This window comes from Gemmatimonadaceae bacterium (assembly GCA_020846935.1).
Taxonomy (GTDB): Bacteria; Gemmatimonadota; Gemmatimonadetes; order Gemmatimonadales; family Gemmatimonadaceae; genus RBC101.
Genome location: JADLCY010000010.1, coordinates 129,741 through 147,785 on the forward strand (window position 1 = coordinate 129,741; position 18,045 = coordinate 147,785).

The 18,045-nt window shown below is 67.1% G+C and carries 14 protein-coding genes and 1 tRNA gene; 8 read left to right on the forward strand and 7 right to left on the reverse strand.

Annotated features, from left to right (window positions below):
* The first annotated feature begins 17 nt into the window (after positions 1-17).
* From IT361_11865 to uppS, 3 genes are read left to right on the forward strand one after another with little or no spacing between them, the layout of a single operon-like run.
* A complete protein-coding gene (locus IT361_11865; protein MCC6318375.1) occupies positions 18-671 on the forward strand; it encodes a hypothetical protein in 654 nt (217 codons plus the stop codon).
* Positions 664-1,053 carry a transcriptional regulator gene (locus IT361_11870; GenBank protein ID MCC6318376.1) on the forward strand — a complete coding sequence of 130 codons (390 nt, stop codon included), beginning with the start codon at positions 664-666 and terminating at the stop codon, positions 1,051-1,053. The genes IT361_11865 and IT361_11870 overlap by 8 nt, the downstream gene beginning before the upstream one ends.
* Positions 1,054-1,058: 5 nt before the next feature.
* Positions 1,059-1,790, forward strand: coding sequence for a di-trans,poly-cis-decaprenylcistransferase (gene uppS / locus IT361_11875; protein ID MCC6318377.1), 732 nt, complete (start codon positions 1,059-1,061; stop codon positions 1,788-1,790).
* A gap of 74 nt (positions 1,791-1,864) precedes the next feature.
* On the opposite strand, the gene purK is transcribed toward uppS, so the two are convergent.
* Positions 1,865-2,995, reverse strand: a complete 1,131-nt coding sequence (purK, locus tag IT361_11880; GenBank protein MCC6318378.1) for a 5-(carboxyamino)imidazole ribonucleotide synthase — start codon at positions 2,993-2,995, stop codon at positions 1,865-1,867.
* Positions 2,992-3,483, reverse strand: a complete 492-nt coding sequence (gene purE / locus IT361_11885) for a 5-(carboxyamino)imidazole ribonucleotide mutase (GenBank protein ID MCC6318379.1) — start codon at positions 3,481-3,483, stop codon at positions 2,992-2,994. The genes purK and purE overlap by 4 nt, the downstream gene beginning before the upstream one ends.
* Before the next feature lie 305 nt (positions 3,484-3,788).
* Here purE and IT361_11890 point away from each other — a divergent pair, with 305 nt between their 5' ends.
* Both IT361_11890 and IT361_11895 read left to right on the forward strand, forming a co-directional pair.
* Positions 3,789-6,902 carry a SusC/RagA family TonB-linked outer membrane protein gene (locus tag IT361_11890; protein MCC6318380.1) on the forward strand — a complete coding sequence of 1,038 codons (3,114 nt, stop codon included), beginning with the start codon at positions 3,789-3,791 and terminating at the stop codon, positions 6,900-6,902.
* Positions 6,883-8,295: a hypothetical protein gene (locus tag IT361_11895; protein ID MCC6318381.1), complete on the forward strand. Its 1,413-nt coding sequence runs from the start codon at positions 6,883-6,885 to the stop codon at positions 8,293-8,295. The genes IT361_11890 and IT361_11895 overlap by 20 nt, the downstream gene beginning before the upstream one ends.
* A gap of 70 nt (positions 8,296-8,365) precedes the next feature.
* Here IT361_11895 and IT361_11900 read toward each other — a convergent pair whose 3' ends face one another.
* Positions 8,366-8,854 carry a MarR family transcriptional regulator gene (locus IT361_11900; GenBank protein MCC6318382.1) on the reverse strand — a complete coding sequence of 163 codons (489 nt, stop codon included), beginning with the start codon at positions 8,852-8,854 and terminating at the stop codon, positions 8,366-8,368.
* A gap of 247 nt (positions 8,855-9,101) precedes the next feature.
* On the opposite strand from IT361_11900, the gene IT361_11905 reads away from it, so the two are divergent.
* Entirely contained in the window at positions 9,102-12,173 is a 3,072-nt protein-coding gene (locus IT361_11905; GenBank protein ID MCC6318383.1) for an AAA family ATPase, read from the forward strand.
* 321 nt (positions 12,174-12,494) lie between these two features.
* Here IT361_11905 and IT361_11910 read toward each other — a convergent pair whose 3' ends face one another.
* Both IT361_11910 and IT361_11915 read right to left on the reverse strand, forming a co-directional pair.
* Positions 12,495-12,866 carry a phage holin family protein gene (locus IT361_11910; protein MCC6318384.1) on the reverse strand — a complete coding sequence of 124 codons (372 nt, stop codon included), beginning with the start codon at positions 12,864-12,866 and terminating at the stop codon, positions 12,495-12,497.
* Between the two features lie 2 nt (positions 12,867-12,868).
* Positions 12,869-13,498: a DNA-3-methyladenine glycosylase I gene (locus IT361_11915; protein MCC6318385.1), complete on the reverse strand. Its 630-nt coding sequence runs from the start codon at positions 13,496-13,498 to the stop codon at positions 12,869-12,871.
* Between the two features lie 150 nt (positions 13,499-13,648).
* On the opposite strand from IT361_11915, the gene IT361_11920 reads away from it, so the two are divergent.
* A complete protein-coding gene (locus IT361_11920; GenBank protein MCC6318386.1) occupies positions 13,649-14,629 on the forward strand; it encodes a hypothetical protein in 981 nt (326 codons plus the stop codon).
* Positions 14,630-15,183: 554 nt separating this feature from the next.
* The gene (locus IT361_11925; GenBank protein MCC6318387.1) at positions 15,184-15,699 is read left to right on the forward strand and encodes a hypothetical protein; all 516 of its coding nucleotides are present in this window, start codon (positions 15,184-15,186) and stop codon (positions 15,697-15,699) included.
* 490 nt (positions 15,700-16,189) lie between these two features.
* Here IT361_11925 and IT361_11930 read toward each other — a convergent pair.
* Positions 16,190-16,262, reverse strand: a tRNA-Asn gene (locus IT361_11930).
* 81 nt (positions 16,263-16,343) lie between these two features.
* Positions 16,344-17,894 (reverse strand): bifunctional metallophosphatase/5'-nucleotidase, encoded by a 1,551-nt coding sequence (locus IT361_11935; protein ID MCC6318388.1) that lies wholly within the window; start codon positions 17,892-17,894, stop codon positions 16,344-16,346.
* Positions 17,895-18,045 lie beyond the last annotated feature (151 nt).

The window sequence follows — 18,045 nt, forward strand, 5'->3', positions numbered from 1 at the left end:
TGGGCTAGCCTTCGGCCGTGACGCCCCGACAGCCCCTCCGGCTCGACCGCTCCGACGCGCCTCCCGCGCTCTCCGACCGCGCCCTCGACAATCTCCGGTTCATCCGCGAGACGATGGAGCGAGCGGGCTCGTTCACGGCCATTTCCGGCAGCGGAATCTCGGCCACCGGCGTGATCGCGCTCCTCGCCTACGCCGTGTCCGGGAACGACCTCAACGACCCGCGCTGGTTCCTCACCTGGATCGGGGCGGCACCTTTGGCCCTCGTGACCTCGGTCGGTTCGACCTACCGCAAGGCGCGACGGATGGAGGTGGCCCTGAGCGGGGCCCTCGCGCGCAAACTCGCGCTTGCGTTTCTGCCCGCCCTCATCACGGGGGCGGTCATCACGGCGGTCGCTGTACGGGCCGGCTGGTTCGTCGCCCTGCCGGGGGTGTGGCTCATCATGTACGGAGCGGCGGTCATGGCCGGCGGCGCGCTCTCCACGCCAATCGTGCCCGTCATGGGGGCCTCGTTCATGCTGCTCGGCGCCACCGCGCTTGGCGCCCCGGTGGTCCTCGCGTCCGTGTGGGCCGAGGGTACGCGACATGTCCTGCTGAACGCACTGATGGCGGCCGGGTTTGGGGGTCTGCACCTGTTGTTCGGCACCGCCATCGCGAGGAAGTACGGTGGCTAGGCGAGGCACCGCCGCGCGCGCGCGCCCCTCGGCGGCCACCCAACCCGCTCAGCCCCCGGCGCGGTCAGCACGCGATGCGACCGCGGCCGAGCTGGATCGTCTGATTCACGAACGGGTCAGGCTCGGGATCGTGAGCGCGCTGGCCGTGAACGACTCGCTGTCGTTTACCGACCTCAAGGCGCTCATGGGAACGACCGACGGCAACCTGAGCGTACACGCACGAAAGCTCGAGGATGCCGGGTACGTGAGTTGCACAAAGACGTTCGAGGGGCGGGTCCCGAGGACCGACTACACGCTGACAGCCACCGGCCGCAAGGCGCTGGAGCGCTACCTCGAACACATGGAAGCCATCATCCGGATCACGCGAGAGGGACGACTGTGAGAGATATGCGGAGCGACGCGGAGGACTCGGCGCGCGCGGCGCGCATCCCGCGCCACATCGCCATCATCATGGACGGCAACGGGCGGTGGGCGAACCAGCGCGGTAAGCCGCGCACGTTCGGTCACCTGGCCGGCGCCAGGACCGTGCGCCAGATCGTGGAGCATTCGCGCCGCACCGGCGTCCGCTGCCTGACGCTGTACGCGTTCTCGTCCGACAACTGGAGCCGACCGCAGGACGAAGTGGCGGCGCTCATGCGGCTATTCCGCCGGCACCTGGCCGCGGAAACGCCCAGATGCGTGGAGAACGACGTCCGCATCAGCGTCGTTGGCCGACGTGATCGCCTCTCGCCCGAACTGGTCACCGCGATCCGGGCCGCCGAAGAAGCGACGCAGGAGTGCGCGGCGCTCCACCTGCGTCTCGCCGTGGACTACTCCGCGCGCGACACGATGGTACGCGCCGCGTCGGCTTGCGGCGGCCGGCAGCCGTCGCGCGAGGCGTTCGCCGCGCTCCTTGCCTCGGTGAACCACGACGACGGCTCCGCCGGCGACGTGGACCTCCTCATCCGGACCGGAGGCGAGCAGCGCCTGAGCGACTTCCTCCTATGGGAGTGCGCGTACGCGGAACTGGTGTTCTCGCGCCGCATGTGGCCCGAGTTCGGGACGGCCGACTTCGACGCGGCCATCGAAGACTTCCACGGACGCGATCGCCGCTTTGGTGGACTGAGCAAGGCGATCTGAGCCCATGTTGCGGCGGGTATCAACAGCGGCGCCATCGGTTGCGGTGGCGCCGCGTCGCTTTGCACCACCTCCCGCTACGTCCGCATTTGCTCGCGCGCCTTCAACACGCGCTCGCGGGCCTCGTCGACCGACGAGGCAACGGCCGAGAGGTGTCCCATCTTGCGCCCCGGGCGCGCCGACGTCTTGCCATACAAGTGCAGGCGCACGTCGGGGACGGCCAGCGCGCGGTCGTACGCCGGCGGGCCACCCTGCCACAGATCGCCCAGGAGATTGGCAATTGCCGCCGGCGTCGTGGACCGCGTCTCACCGAGCGGCAGCCCGCAGACGGCGCGCACCAGTTGCTCGAACTGGGACGTGGAGCATCCACGCTCGGTGTGATGGTAGGTGTTGTGCGGTCGAGGGGCGAGTTCATTGACCAGCAGTCGGCCGTCCGTGGTGAGGAACAGCTCACAGGCGATCAGCCCCACGACGTTCAGGGTGTCGGCGATGGCGCGACCGATCTGCTGCGCGTGCGCCACCACGGGCGCCGGCAGCGGCCCCGGGCACACCGACCAGTCGAGGACGCCCGCGACGTGGTGATTGACGGCGGGCGGATAGACGGCCGACGTGCCGTCGGTCCGTCGCGCAACGAGCACGGACAGCTCGAGGTCCAGCGGGAGGAACTGCTCCACCAGGCAGCGTCCGCTGCCTAACGTTTCAAAGGCGGCCCTGGCCTCCTGGGGCGTTCTCACGCGCACTTGCCCGCGCCCGTCGTAGCCTCCCATCGGCGCCTTGCAGATGGAAGGGCCGAGGGCCGCCACGGCGGCGGCACATTCATCGGCGGTGCTGACGGCACGGAACGGCCCCACGGGGATGGCGTGGCGATCGAGCCAGGTGCGCTGCCGAATGCGGTCCTGAATGGTGAAGACGGCGTCTGGTGATGGGTGCAAAGGAGCGATCGCGGCCACCGCGTCGAGGGCGGGCCGCGCGATCTGCTCGATCTCCAACGTCACGACGTGCGCTCGTCGTGCCAGCTCTGCGGCGGCGTCGGCGTCGTCGAACCTGGCGGTGATCAGGTGACTTGCGATGTCGCGCGCCGAACAGTGCGGGTCGGGATCGAGCACGTGGACGTCGTAGCCGAGCGTGCGCGCGGCCATGCCCGTCATTCGTCCGAGTTGTCCGCCGCCGAGGATTCCGATCGTTGCGCCAGGCAGGACCGGATTCATGGGAGGGTTTGTCCCAGGACCTCGTCGCGACGCGCGGCGCGCCAGGCCTTGAGTCGCTCACGGACATCGGGGCGTTCGTTACCGACGATTTCGGCCGCGAGGATGGCCGCGTTGATCGCGCCGGGCTTTCCAATGGCGAGCGTGCCTACCGGCACGCCAGCCGGCATCTGGACGATGGAGAGCAGGGCGTCCTGGCCGTTGAGCAGGGTTGCTGGAATCGGGACGCCCAGGACTGGCACAGTGGTCTTGGCGGCCACCATGCCTGGCAGATGTGCAGCGCCGCCGGCACCAGCGATAATCGCCCGGAGCCCCCGCGACTCGGCCGAGGTGGCGAACTCGAACATCCAGTCCGGGGTGCGATGCGCCGAAACGACTCGGGACTCGAAGGGCACCTGAAGCGCATCGAGCATGGCGCAGGCGTGCTGCATGTGCTCGTAGTCCGAGGTGCTGCCCATGATGACGGCGACGAGCGGTGCCGGGCTGGCCATGGTGAGCGAGGTAGGGCGGAAGGAGAGTCGTAAATATGGTACCGCACGCTGGTTTCGGCCCCGGCGTGCTGGCGTCGACCGCCGCGGCCCCCACGAGGCGCACCCTACCCGGGTACGCGGACTGCCGCGCGTCCCATTTGCATTGACGCCTGCCGCGCCGCTTCCTACTCTAGTGCCGACGCCCATTGCGCTCCGCTGGCCTCGGTTATCCCGAACTCCTACCCCCAGGGTACCTGGCGCCAGGTTCGGCGAAGGAAGGAAGCGCTCGTCGTGTTTGCCTTACAACCCGCAGGAGGCATATCGGAATGAGTACTCGCTCGTTCGGAATTGGCCTGAGTGCCGGGCTCGGGCTGCTCGCGCTCAGCGCGGCAACCCTGCCCGCACAGGGCACGCAGGGAACGGTGAACGTTCGTGTGAGCGCCGACGGCTCGCCAGTCGACCAGGCGCAGGTAGTCATCGTGGGCACGACCCTCGGTGGCCTTACGAGTAGCGCTGGCACGTTCTCCATTCGTGGAGTGCCGGTCGGGGCGCACACGGTCCGGGTGATTCGCGTCGGCTACTCGGAGCAGAAGAAGCCGGTGACTGTAACCGCCGGTGGCACCGTGGACGTGGAGTTTGCGTTGACGCAGGTTGCGGTTTCCCTGGCACCGGTCGTGACCACGGCGACCGGGGAGACGAGACGGGTCGAGATCGGTAACGCGGTGGCCTCGATCGATGTGGCCAAGGTGATGGAGGCGTCACCCGTGCGTGACGTGAACGACTTGCTGAACTCGCGCACGGCCGGCGTGGTCGTCACCAGCGGCTCGCAGACGGGATCCGGTGCGCGTATTCGCATTCGGGGGCAGAACTCGCTGTCGCTCTCGAACGATCCGATCTTCATCATCGACGGCGTTCGCATGTCGAACAACGTGGGATCGTCGAACCTCTTCACGGGCGGTTCGCAGCCGAGCCGAATCGGTGACATCAACCCGGAAGAGATCGAGAACATGGAGATCGTGAAGGGTCCGTCGGCGGCAACCCTCTACGGCACCGATGCGGCGAATGGCGTGGTGCTCATCACGACCAGGCGTGGCCGGGCCGGTGCGGCCCGGTGGACACTGTACGGCGAGAGCGGGATTCTCAAGGACAACACGCAGTACCCGACCGCCTTCACGATTTTTGGCACTCGGGTATCGAACGGCACAAAGCTCGGCATCAACGGGTGCAACCTGCCCACGGTTTCGTCGGGATTCTGCACGATCGATTCGCTGGCGTCTTATAACCTGTTCAAGGACGACGACGTCAGCCCGCTCAGCACCGGATATCGGTTCCAGTATGGCGCAAATGTCGCTGGCGGTACCGAGGCGGTCCGTTACTTCGTGTCGGGCGAGCGCGAGGACGAAACGGGTGTGCTGGAGCTGCCGCCATTCGAGGCGCGGCGTCTCGATTCACTCGGCCTTCCCAAGCACGACTATACCAGGCGTCCCAACGTTCTGGGCAAGACCAGTGTTCGCGCGAACCTCAACGCGGCCGTCAGTCCAACGCTCGATATCGCCGCGTCCACTGGCTTCATCAATCTCGGTCAGCGCTTCACGCTCGAGTCGAACGCCACCGCCGGCCTCGGCTCGCAGGCGTTCGGAGGCCCGGGCTGCAAGATCTGCGCGCCTGATCGCCTCGTTGGCGGTGGATTGAGAACACCGCTCTATGGATACCGGGCGTGGACGCCAGGATACACGTGGCAGGAGAAGGCCGGTCAGCGCGTCAACCGCTTCATCGGCTCGGTCAATGCCAACTGGCGTCCCACGAGCTGGCTGCAGAATCGGGCGACTCTTGGCAATGACCTGACCGACCGCGTCGACGACAATCTCCTCCTCCGCGGCGAGGGCCCGCCGATCACGGCCCTGTATCGTGAAGGCTTCAAGCAGAACACGCGCACCGACATCCGAAACTTTACGGTGGATCTCGGTTCGACGGCGAGCTGGGCGCCGAGGCAGTGGCTCCAGATGAAGACCACGGGGGGTGTGCAGTACGTGAACTACCTGTTCGAGCTGGGCTCGGCCACTGGTGAGCAGCTCGCGCCGGGCTCCCAGACGGCGGGTTCCGGGGCCGTTCCTACGGCGGACGAGGCCAGCACGTTGCAGAAGACGCTGGGCATCTTTGTCGAGCAGGCGGCGGCGCTCAATGACCGCCTGTTTCTTACGGCGGCGGTGAGAACCGACCAGAACTCGGCGTTCGGAACGGACTTCCAGAGTGTGGTCTACCCGAAGGGCTCGGTCTCCTGGCTGCTCTCCGATGAGTCGTTCTTCCCGGACGCCTCGTGGATGAACTCCTTCCGCTTCCGCGCCGCCATCGGTTCATCCGGTGTGCAACCAGGGCCGAATGATGCCCTTCGGTACTATGGCTCGACGATCGCCAACGCTCGGGGTGTCGACACGCCGGCAATCACGTATAGCTCCATCGGCAACACGAATCTCAAGCCCGAGAAATCCACGGAGTTCGAGACGGGCTTCGAGACCAAGCTGTTCGACAATCGGTTGTCGCTCGACTTCACCTATTATCGCAAGAAGACACAGGACGCGATCATCTCGGCGATCGTGCCACCGTCCCTCGGTGGTCCGACGAACCAGCGAACGAACCTCGGGTCGGTGCGGAACCAGGGCCTCGAGGCCCTCGTCACCGCCCAGCTCCTCGACCGCCGTGCGTTTGCCTGGGACGTTTCGCTCAACGCGTCGACGAACTCCAACAAGCTCGTCTCGCTCGGCGGTACGCCGCCGCAGATCGGTACCACGACGCGTGCCGTCGAAGGGTACCCCATGTTCGGACTCTGGGCGCGCGCCATTACGGGCTGGAACGACAAGAACGGCGACAAGATCCTGACCTACAACGCCGACCAGAATCTCAACGAAGTGTTCGTGGCCGACTCGTTCACGTTCCGAGGCTACAGCCAGCCCCGGCATGTCGCGACGCTGACCAACGGGTTCGATCTCTTCAACCGCCGCCTCCGTATCCAGTCACTCCTGGATTACCGCGGCGGGCACAAGTGGTACAACAACACCGAGCGGATCCGCTGTGTGTCGCGCCAGAACTGCGGTGGTCTGCAGAACCCCAACGCATCGTTCGAAGACCAGGCGATGGTGGTCGCAACCCGCAACCACCCGGCGGCGACGCTCGACGGCTTCTTCCAGGATGGCGAGCTGCTCCGATTCCGCGAGCTCACCGTGCAATACACGTTGGCACCGAGCCTGTCACAGCGGCTGTTCAAGAGCCGTGGGGTGAGCGTCCTGCTCACGGGTCGCAACATCGCCAAGTGGACGAAATACCGCGGCGTGGACCCGGAGAACGACTATCAGCTCACCACGGGTGCCGACAGCCCGGGTGGTGACTTCCAGACGCTCGGCCTGCCGTCGTACTACATCCTCCGTGTCAACATCAATCGCTAACGCCTACCTCAAGACCATGCTGATGCATCGCATTTTCTCGGGCGGGCGGTTTGCCCGTGCCGCCATGGCCCTCGGGCTCCTGTCGACGACCGCCTGCAGCGGAATTACCGACTCGCTGCTCGAAGCCACGGATCCCGATCTGATCAATCCCGGCGCAACCAAGTCGATCGAGGGCGCCCGTGCCCTCGCAAACGGCACCATTTCCCGGCTCACGGCCATCACGGCTGGAAACGAGAGCACGTGGCTGTTCGGAGGCCTGCTCGCCGATGAATGGGCCACGAGTTCCACATTCGTCCAGAACGACGAGACCGACCAGCGGAGAATCCGGGAGGACAACAGCTCCATAACCGGTATGCTCTATCGGCTGTACCGCACGCGTACGTCGGCCAATCAGGCCATCAGCGAGCTCCGCGAGTGGCTGCCGGGCGCCACAACCACCATTGGCGAGATGTACTTCGCCCGTGGTTTCGCTGACCTGCAGCTCGCGTCCGATTTCTGTAACGGTATCCCGCTCTCCGACGGGTCGGGCGAAACCGTGGTTCTGGGTGATCCGCAGACGATCGCGCAGGTGTACAACGCGGCAATCGCGGCATTCGATTCCGCGGTGACCACCGTGGGCTCGGCCTCGGACGCAACGTCCGTACTCATCACGCGCGCCGCGCGTGTGGCCAAGGGGCGGGCGCAGCTCGGCCTGAACCAGGTCGATGCGGCGGCGGCGACCGTAGCCGGTATCCCGACCTCGTTTGCATATCAATCGACGTTCTCCACGACGTCCCAAACGAATACCATCTGGGGCCAGGGGCTTTCGGCGCAGCGCTACACCGTGGGCGATTCGGTCCAGGGCAACCAGCGCAATATCCGGGTGCCGAATGCAATTCCGTTTGCCTCGCTCAACGACCCTCGCCTGCCAGTTACCAAACGCAGCAGCGCCGGCCAGGATGGACAGACCTATACCAACACGACCGCGATTTACGACCAACTGACCTCGGTCGACGTCGTGAACGGGATTGATGCCCGCTTCATCGAGGCGGAGAAAGCGCTTCGTGATGGCAACGCGACGCAGTGGCTCTCGATCCTCAACGCTCTGCGAAGTGCTCCGCCAACGCTTCATAGCGTCCCGGTGAGCGCCCTACCAGCACTTGCGGATCCCGGAAACCAGGCGGCACGCATCGACCTGCATTTCCGCGAGAAGGCGCTGTGGACGTTCAGCCGCGGCCAGCGGCTCAGCGACATGCGCCGCCTCATCCGTCAGTACAACCGTCCGGTGAACAGCGTCTTCCCGATCGGGCCTCATTTCAAGGGCGGCGACTTTGGCACAGATGTCAGCCTCCCCGTCACGACTCCCGAACGCAACAACCCCAAGTTCACCGGCTGCCTCGATCGCAGTGCGTAAGAGCCTGCAGTCGCACGACAATTGGGGGGGAGCCGGTTGGCTCCCCCCCGTTGTCATTGGGCTCGGCAGCTCAGGGTCGGCGGCGTCGCTGTGGGAGCCCTGCCTTCGCCAGGCCGTCGCTGATCGCGTTCATGAGTTCGATCGACGTGCGCTTGTGGTCCTCGCTCCAGTCGCCCAGCACGCGGGCCAGCACGGCCTCGACCGTTTCCGCGGAAGGGGACTCGAGCGCGTGACCCGCGTCGGTCAACCTGATCTGCACGCGGCGGCGATCGTCGGGATCGGTGCCCCGGGCGATCAGGCCGCGTTGCTCCAGACCCCGCAGGATCGTGGACAGCGTTCCCGGGTCGATGTGGAGGTAGCTGGCCAGGTCACCGGGTGACACGCCGGGCCGCTGGCCGACGAGTCGAATGACGGTGCGCTGGGGAAACGTCACGCCGAGTTCCCGCGCCATCAGCCGTGACTGGCGTTCCAGGAGGTGGTTGAGGCGCCAGAGCGATCGCAGGAAGCCGAGGGCTTGCGGCGCCGTGGAGTCTGAGGACTGCTGGTCTCCGGGGGACATGGCGGTGGGGGAGGGGAATGCGGAGCCTGGCGTACCTGCGTCCCCAAATATGAGGGCGGTGCAACCAGCATCGAAAGCCACCCGGCGCAGGCGGGGGCGGCTGGTCCGTTCATGCGGTCAGTTCGACTAAAGGCGCGCGGCATGCCGAACCTGGCGCAGGTCGCGGGTGAGTCGGGGGCGTGCGCCCTATTGCGGGGAAGGGTTCCAGTGCGCGAGACTTGACGCCCATATCCTTCAATGGCAGGGCATGAGCGCGTCCAGCGGCGCCGGAGTGAAGCCCGGCCCGATCGCAGCCCTTCCCCTCGTCGGGCGCCGATCCGACGTGGCCTCGCTGCGCCTCGCGCTCGACGACGTCATGGACGGGGGCGGCCGCGTCGCGAGCATGCGCGGTGTGTCGGGTGTGGGGAAGTCGCGCCTGGTCGACGTGTTGGTGTCGGAGGCCCGCGCCCGGGGAATGGTCACCGCGGTCGGTCGCGGGTACGCCGTCGAGGCCGGCCGACCGTTCGGCATGTGGTCGGATGCGCTCACGCCCCTGCTCGCGGCGCTCGGGAGCGGTCCGAGCGCCGTGCTCGCGCGAGGCGCCGAGTGGGAGCTGTCGAGCATCGTCCCGGCGTTCGGCACCCGCGCTCCGGCCCACGCCGCTTCGGGGGGCGACGCCGACGGACGCGGACGTCTGTTCTGGAACTTCGCGCGGTTCCTCGACCGCCTCTCGCAACGCGAGCCGCTCGTGCTGGTCTTCGACGACGCCCACTACGCGGACACGTCGTCCCTCGAGCTGCTGCACTTCGTTGGCCGCCAGCTCGAGGCCGAACGGCTGCTGCTCGCGTACACGTACGTGCCGGATGACCGAATGGCCGAGCGGGTGCAGGAGGTGGATCGTTCGCTCGCCGGGCGACCACGCACCGTCCGCCGCGAGCTGAGCCCGCTGACGAGGCAGGACGTGTCCGACATGCTGCACGGGGTATTTGGACCCGATGTCCCGGCCGCGTTCGTGGACTCGCTGCACGAACGCACCGGCGGACTTCCGTTCTTCATCGACGAGACGCTCAAGGCGTTGATCGAGGCCGGCACGCTGGGCGTCGGACCCGCGGGCTGGAAGGGGTTCGTCACCCCGATGGATGGCGAGATCCCGCAGTCGGTGCGCGCCATGGTCAGGGCCAGGCTCGCAGGATACGCCAGCGACGTGCTGCAGGTGGCCGACGTGGTGGCGCTCGCCGGGCCGCGCGCGACGCTCGACGTGATCGAATCGGTCACCGGGCTCGCCGTATCGGCACTGGCGGATGCACTCGATGCGCTTTGTGCGCGCCAGATCCTGTGTGCGCCGACGATCGGCGGCGGACCCTATGTGTTTGCGCAACACATCGTGCGGATGACCGTGGCCGAGGGCATCTCGGAGGCGCGGGGACGGGCGCTGCACCGTGCCCTCGCCACCTCGATCGAGCGATACGCCGGACCGGACGCGGCAGCCGATGTGGCGCTGCACCTCGCAAACGGGGGGCTCGCTGCGACCCCCGCCTCGATTCCTCATCTCATTCGCGCCGGCCGCGATGCGCTGGCAAGGCGAGCCGACCCCGAGGCCGCCGCATGGTTGCGCGACGCGCTCGCGGTGGCTGACCGACAGCCCGAGCCGGTGCTCGATCCGCTGGAGGTCATTCGACTCCTCGAGGACGCGGCTCTCGCCACGCAACGTGCGGGCAACGCGCCCGAGGCGCGCCGGCTCTTGCTCCGCGCGCGCGACGCGGCAGACGCCGCGGGCAACCACGAGGCACGCGCCGAGGTACGCCGACGCACGGCCAACGCCTTCGTGATCGAGGGCCGCGTCGACCGCGCGCTCGAGGAGTTTGCCGAGGCCGAACGTGCAGCACGCCTCGCCGCGCGACCGGACCTCGTGGTGCGCGTGCGCGTGGCGACGGCCATGGCACTGCAGTCCATCGGTCGCAGCGCGGACGGGGCGCGCCTCCTGGAGGAGGTGGTCGACGACGTCGAGCGCGAGGGCAATCCACTGTTGCGGGCGCGTGTGCATCGCGCACTCGTCCTCATCTACGGATGGACAGGGCCGATCGCGAAAGTGGAACACCATTCTGCCCGTGCGCTGGAGGCGTCGCGCGTGGCAGGCGATGAAGAGGTGGCGTGGTCGGTCCACTGGGCGCTCGCGACGCTGGCCGGGCTCCATGGAGACGGAGAGGGCATCGCCTTGCACCGTCGCGAGGCGGAGCGGTTGGCGAATCTCCTCCACTCGCCGCCGTTGCAGGCCGCGACGGCCGAGGTCGCGATCGAACACGCATCGATCTCGGGGGAATGGCAGGAGGCGCTCGAAACTGCGCGCACGACGATTCCGCTGGCCCGTGCGGTGGCGCCGCACACGCTGCTCCCTCGCATCCTCGTGTGGACCGGCCTGGTACATCTTGGTCGGGATCAGCTGCACGAAGCCACTCGGCTCCTCGATGAGGCCTGGGGTTTGAGCGGCGCGGATCGCGCGGGCGAGGCGCTACCGGCCAACGTGCACAACCTCGTGCTGGCGCATACGGGGCGGGCCGCCCTGCATCTGCATCGCGGCGAGTGGCGTGAAGCACTGGCCATGGGAGAGCGCGGGCTCGAGCTGGCCGACCGCTATGGCTACGTCGCGTGGGCCATTCATCGTCTCCTGCCCCAAAGCGCCGAAGCCGCCCTCTGGCTCCAGGACTTCACCAGGGCAGAAGCTGTTGGGCGTCGTTTGCGAGCGGAATCCCGGTCCCTCGATCATCGACTGGGCGTGGCCTGGGCGGACGCGATCGATGCGTTGATTGCCCGCTTGCGGGATCACCGGCGCGATGCGTCCGAGCGCCTCCTGGCCGCGGCCGACGATCTGGAGGCCATCCCGTTCCCGTTTCACGCGGCGCGCCTGCGCCGAAATGCGGCGCAGGTGCTCGAACTGGATGGTCGGCTCGAGGATGCCGTGCGCCAGTTGCGGCACGCGCACGACACCTTTGTCAGGCTTGGCGCCGAGTTCGAGTTGCGGGGCACGCGCAGCCAGCTGCGCTCGCTTGGGGTGCGGTTGCCACCGCGTCAGGTGATGGAAGGCGCGGGCGCGCTCACCGGGCGCGAACTCGAGATCGCGCGCTGCGTGTCGCGCCGCCGGAGCAACAAGGACATCGCCCGCGAACTCGACATTTCGTCGCGCACGGTCAGTACGCACCTGTCCAACATCTTTGGCAAGCTCGGGGTCGACAGTCGCGGTGCGTTGGCCGATCTCATCCGGGAACACCCGACGCTGGCCGGTCTCGGCACGACGGCGACGCCCGCCGAGTCCAGTCGCCGCGCCGATTCGCCAGTGCGTTAGGCACCTGCCCGACATGGTGCGCGCTGTACGCTCGGCGTGGCGGGGTTCGCGATGCGCTTCGCGAAGCGGCCGCCAGCGCATGGTGGAGCAGCTGGCGGACGACGACGTCGTCGCGCTGCAGCAGGGCCGTACAGAGTTCGGGAGCTTGAGAGCGCAGTAACCAGGCTCCTGGCGTACGGCTCGCCAGGACGTCGCGAAATCACTGTTGCGTCGAAGGCGTCGAGAAAGGCGGGTCTCCGCACGGCCGAAGTCAGGCTCTGCACCGATCCCGTGGCTCTCGCTCAGCGCACTGGTCGGAGGCGCTGGTGCCAGCCGAAGCTCCTACCCCTTCTTCTGCTTCTCGTCGAGGAGCACGCTGTTGAGCACCATGCTCACGATGCTCACGACGAGCGCGCCCCAGAACGCGGCGCCGAGTCCGCGGACGTGGAAGCCGAGCCCCAGCGTCTCGGACAGGCGTGAGGTGAGCAACAGCATGGCCCCGTTGATCACGAGCGAAAAGAGCCCGAGCGTGAGGATGATGAACGGGAACGAGAAGAACCGGACGATCGGCTTGAGGACGCTGTTGACGACGGCGAACACCAGCGCGACGCCGGCGAGACCCAGGGGCTCGCCGCGCCAGGAGATGCCGTCGACCAGGCGCGTCGCCGCGTAGAGCGCGGCGGCGTTGGCCAGCAGGCGGAGCAGGGTGGTCATGTTCAGCGCGGGCGAGGGAAGGCGGATCGTTCCTTCTCTACGATGGCACGCGCATGGCAGGTTTCGACGTGGTCGTTGACCACGCCCATGGCCTGCATCGCCGCGTACATCGTGGTGGGGCCGACGAACGTCCACCCGCGCTTCTTGAGGTCCCTGGAGAGCGCGGTGGACTCGGGCGTCGTGGCAAGCGTGGAGAGCACCGCTGGCGTGAGGCGGCGCGGCCGGCTCGCGTCCGGCGGCTCGTAGGACCAGACGAGCGATCCGATGGAGCCACGTTCGTCGATGAGGTCACACGCTCGCTGCGCGTTGTTGATCGTCGACTCGATCTTGCCTCGATGCCGGACGATCCCGACGTTGCCGAGGAGCGTCGTCACATGGCGCGCGGTATAGCGCGCCACCTTTTCGAAGTCGAAGCCGTCGAATGCGGCACGGAAGTGCTCGCGCTTGCGAAGGATCGTGATCCAGGCGAGGCCGGCCTGAAACCCTTCGAGGCAGAGCTTCTCGAAGAGCCGCCGATCGTCGGAGACCGGGCGTCCCCACTCGGTATCGTGGTAGTGGACGTAGAGCGGGTCGCTACCGCACCAGCCGCAGCGTGAGACGGGGTCGTCGGCGTTCGTATGTGCCCTGGTCATGGCGGAATGTACCGACCCCGAGCGCGCAGGGTCTCGAGCGTCACGCCGCGGGCGCAACCGGTGACGTAGCGCACCTGTGTGGCGGCGTCAGGGGCACCGCACGGCGGAGGGGTGCGGTCGCATCATGCGGGGACGCTCTCACGCCTCCCCATGCGACTGTCGCTCCTGTTTGCCATTGCTCTCGCCGCGGCCGCCTGTGGCGCACCCGCCGATCCCGGCGCTTCGCCCGATACCGGCGCCCCGGTGCTTCCCGACGACGCCGATCTGTGGGTGGCGAACGGACCGCTCAACGGCCGGCGTCCGTTTCCCGCGGACAACTGGTGGAATACCGACATCAGTGCGGCGCCCGTGGACCCCCGATCCTCGACCCTCATCGCGTCGTGTGGCCTGCGCAATCTGCATCCCGACTTTGGCACCACGTGGAACGGCGCGCCCAACGGGATTCCGTACGTGCTCGTGGGCGCCAAACAGGTCAAGCGCCCGATCACGTTCCAGTACGCCAGCGAAAGCGATCCCGGTCCGTATCCGATCCCCATGAACCCGCCCATCGAAGGCGGGCCGAACGGCACCGGCGATCGACACGTTCTGATCGTCGATACGCTGAACTGGAAGCTCTACGAAGTGTTCGACGCGCATCCCATCAACGGTGGCCGCAGCTGGCGCGCCGGCTCAGGCGCCATCTTCGATCTCAACTCGAACGCGCTGCGTCCGATGTACTGGACGTCCGCGGACGCGGCCGGGCTGCCGATCTTTCCGGGGCTCGTGCGCTACGACGAGGCGGTGGTTCGCCAGCGCATCGACCATGCGCTGCGCTTCACTTGTCCACGCACTCGGCGCGGGTTCGTGACGCCGGCGCGTCATTTCGCGAGCAGCGACACCTCGAGCGCGTTGCCGCCGATGGGCATGCGGGTGCGGCTCAAGGCGAGCTTTGACGTGAGCGGCTATCCCGCCGAGGTCCGCGTGATTCTCAACGCGATGAAGGCGTACGGGATGTTCATGGCCGACAATGGCAGTGGGTGGTATGTCTCGGGCGCTCCCGATCCACGCTGGAGTGACGCGAACCTGGGTACGCTCAAGCGCGTGCCGTCCTCGGCGTTCGAGGTGGTGCAGATGGGGGCGGTGACCAAGTAGGGTCGCCGGCGACGCGGATGCCGTCGGTTGTCCGAGTTCAGCGTCGGCTCCCGGGTCGGACTTGCCGAGCGTGTACAATTGCCCTCAAATCACTGAACGACAGAGCCCACCGCTGGCGCGACGGGCTTTGTCGTGTTGTCCGCTTCCAGCTCCCGAGGAGGGACCCTATAGCCAAACCGCGACTCTCTACTACTCTGCCAACGATCCAGATCTTTGACTGCTGACCAACTACTCGCCATACTGGGGCGGGGGAGGCTTCGGCTACTCGCGAGCTTCAGGGGAGCCGCAGGGGCATCCCGGCAAGCGTCAAGACATCGTCGGCGTTCGTGGCCCAGGATTCTCGGGGTGCCCTCCCCAAATCTCCTTCAACACGATCAGCATTGAAGGTCAGAACGAACTGTGAGTGTTTACGAGGTCACAGCCGGGTCGGTCTTTCGGCTTCGCAATCCGCACCTACTATGGGACGTATACGCGCGGTGGAATGACCGTAACGGCTACGGGGAAGCTCTTCTGCCGAGCAATGTGGGGCTGGTTCAAGTCGGCCAAGTACTAGGATGACAAAGGTGATCCCTCCTGGGCGCAATGACATCCGCTCTGCTGCCGAACTTTGTCTCCACGGGTGTCGCATAGAAGCAGGCGTCGCGGCCACAGAATCAGATGTCCTGTTTCGTGTGGAGGGATCGCTCATCGATCTTACCGCGGTAGAGTTCGAGCACCACCTCGAGCAGCTGGCAAGGCCGGTGATTTGCAGCGCCTCGGTAGTGGATTCTCGATCGCTTGCCGTTCGCTTGGGACCCTATTCAGGCAAGCTACCGCAGCGTCTCGATCTGCGTCGGTTGCTCACGCGCGGCGCGCCGTTCGTTGCCGTAGCCTCAAGAGGTGTCGAGGTCCGTGCATGCTCTGTTGATGTAGTCGAGCTGTGGCTGCGTGATTTTCTGCACCAGAACCTCGCGTTGGGGGCCGGAGCAGCCTCCGATTCCTTCGCGGACGACTATCGGAGCCGTATGGAGGAGTTGGGTGCGTCAGCTCTCGTCGTCCTGGCGAAGATGGGTTCCGTGAAACGGCGCTAAAGCAGGCACTTCGCGGTGGGTGCTTGGGAAAGCGCCATCTGTTGCATCGCAGGGAGTGTGAAGGTTCCCTGTGGGTTTGGTTCGGGTGCCCGAGACTTTGCGGGTGCCCACGAGCTCGAGGTTCGGCGCGGGCCGGCCGGTGGCAAGAAGCCCAAGAGTTCCGTTACGTGGTGCGTGCTGTACCAGCTGACCCACGCGAGAGTGGCGCACTCCACGTCTTGCCTCCGGGAATCCCGGGTCGATTCAGTGCCGCAACACCCACACCGTCCACCAGCTGCGGGCGGGGGACGATCCTTGGCTGATCGCCGAGAACCTCGTCACGTGGACGAGAAGATGATCCTGTCCATCCATGGAAAGCCCGTCCCATGGCGAAGGAGATGGTGCGAGCTCAGGCGCGCGACTAGCGGAGGGCAAACTCGTGACACGGTTACTCTGCCAAAGTGCCCGAGAAACGACATGAGGCCAGCGCTGTGAACGCTGGCCCCACAAGCTCCCGAGGAGGGACTCGAACCCCCGACAGGGTGATTAACAGTCACCTGCTCTACCACCTGAGCTACTCGGGAATGGTCCGCGAAAACTAAGCGGCGCACGGAGGCACTGGTAGCCGGATTCCCGGCGCCGAGACAGGGGCGCCGGCCCGTCCATCACCCGGATCCACGGCCCTTCGGCCCACCAGCCTGCGCGGTTCCGCCCGGTCCCCCGCGAGCGCCCCACCGCGCCCGCATCTCCTCCATCAGCGGCACCCGCACGTCCCGCAGGTTCCTCCTGTCGGTGACCTCCGGGGCCGGAAAGACGAAGAAGGGCAGGTTGGCCTCACGCCCCGTCAGCAGAAAGTCCGTCGTCACCACCGTGTACACGCGGTCGGGGTCGATCGGCTGCCCGTTCACCATCACCTGGTCGCCTTGCACCACCGCGCCGTACGTGTGGAGAAAGCCGCCGATGCCCACGTTGCGGCTCCCGGTGAGCAGGGTGCGCGCGATGAGCCGACCCGTCACGCGAACGGTCGCGAGCGGGCCGCCAAATGGCAGGATGCGGATGACATCGTATTGCGTCACCGGGCCGGCGGGCACCACGTCGTCGATGCGAATACTGCCGGCGTTGAAGATGCCGATCTCCGCCGCGGGCGCCTCGCGCCGCATGGCGGCCAGCATCAGTTCGGTCATGTTCGTCGGTCGCGCGCGCATCACAGACTCGCGCGCATCGAGCGGTTCGGGAATGGTCGCCACGAGTTCGCGCGGCGCAAACCCATCCCGGATGTAGCCCGCGAACGCGACGTCCAGCCAGCGCTCGACTTCGGCGCGCACGGTGGGATCTTCGGGGATGCTGTCGGTGATCGGCACGAGTTCCGTCGTGACCACGGGCCGCGTGCCGCGCGCACCGAAATGCAGCGTGACCACCTGGGCGCTGCGCGCGTTGCCGTCCGCCTTCACGATGGGCGTGCGACGCGCACCGCGCCGCAGCAGAAAGTTGTCGTGTTCGTGTCCGCCCACGATCACGTCGATGCCGTCGACCTCCGAGGCGAGCCGGTCGTCTTCGTAGTAGTACTGGTGCGTGATCGCGATGACGGCGTCCACCGAATCGCGCAACCGCTGCACCTCGCGACGGACGGCGGCCCACTGGTCCTGGTAGCGCACCCACGGGGCGCGCGTCGCAGGCAGCAAGGTACCGACGAGCCCCAGCGTGATCACGCGGCCCCCGCGCGTGGCCACGCGCACGATGGCCCGAGGCACCGTGCCGCTCAACGGCACACCCGCGGTGTCGGTCACGTTGCTGATCACGTAGCGAAAGCGCGACTCGCGTACGCGAGCCTGAAACAGGCGCTCCGCGATGTCGAACTCGTGATTGCCTAACGTGGCCCAGTCCAGGCCCATGGCGTTGAGTACGGCCACCATCTGTCGACCGGCCAGGGCTTCGCCGTCGACGCGCGCCGTCCCGAGCGCGGAGGGTGACATGAAGTCGCCACCGAGGGTGGTGAGCACCTGACCGCGCTCGCGGAGCAGTCGCTGGCGCACCGTGGCCACTCGCGCGAGCCCGCCGGCGCGGCCACCCTCGATGGGCGTGATCTCGTAGACGTCGTTCAGGTGCAAGAGGGTCACGACGGCGTCGGCGGGTGGCGACGGCGCAAGGTCGGCCACGCGCGCAGGGGCGGTCGCGCAGCCGATGGTGGCCACGCTGACCATGAGGAGGAATCGCATGCGCACAATCTTGCGATGGGCAACGCCGGCCCGTCAGTACGCGACTGGGCGGCGAGGCCGAGTTCGAGCCGGGCGTGCGCACAGCGGTGATCGCCGCCGTGCGTCGCGACACGTCACCGGTCCGGTCGTTCCGGTGTGCAAGGGCCAGGAT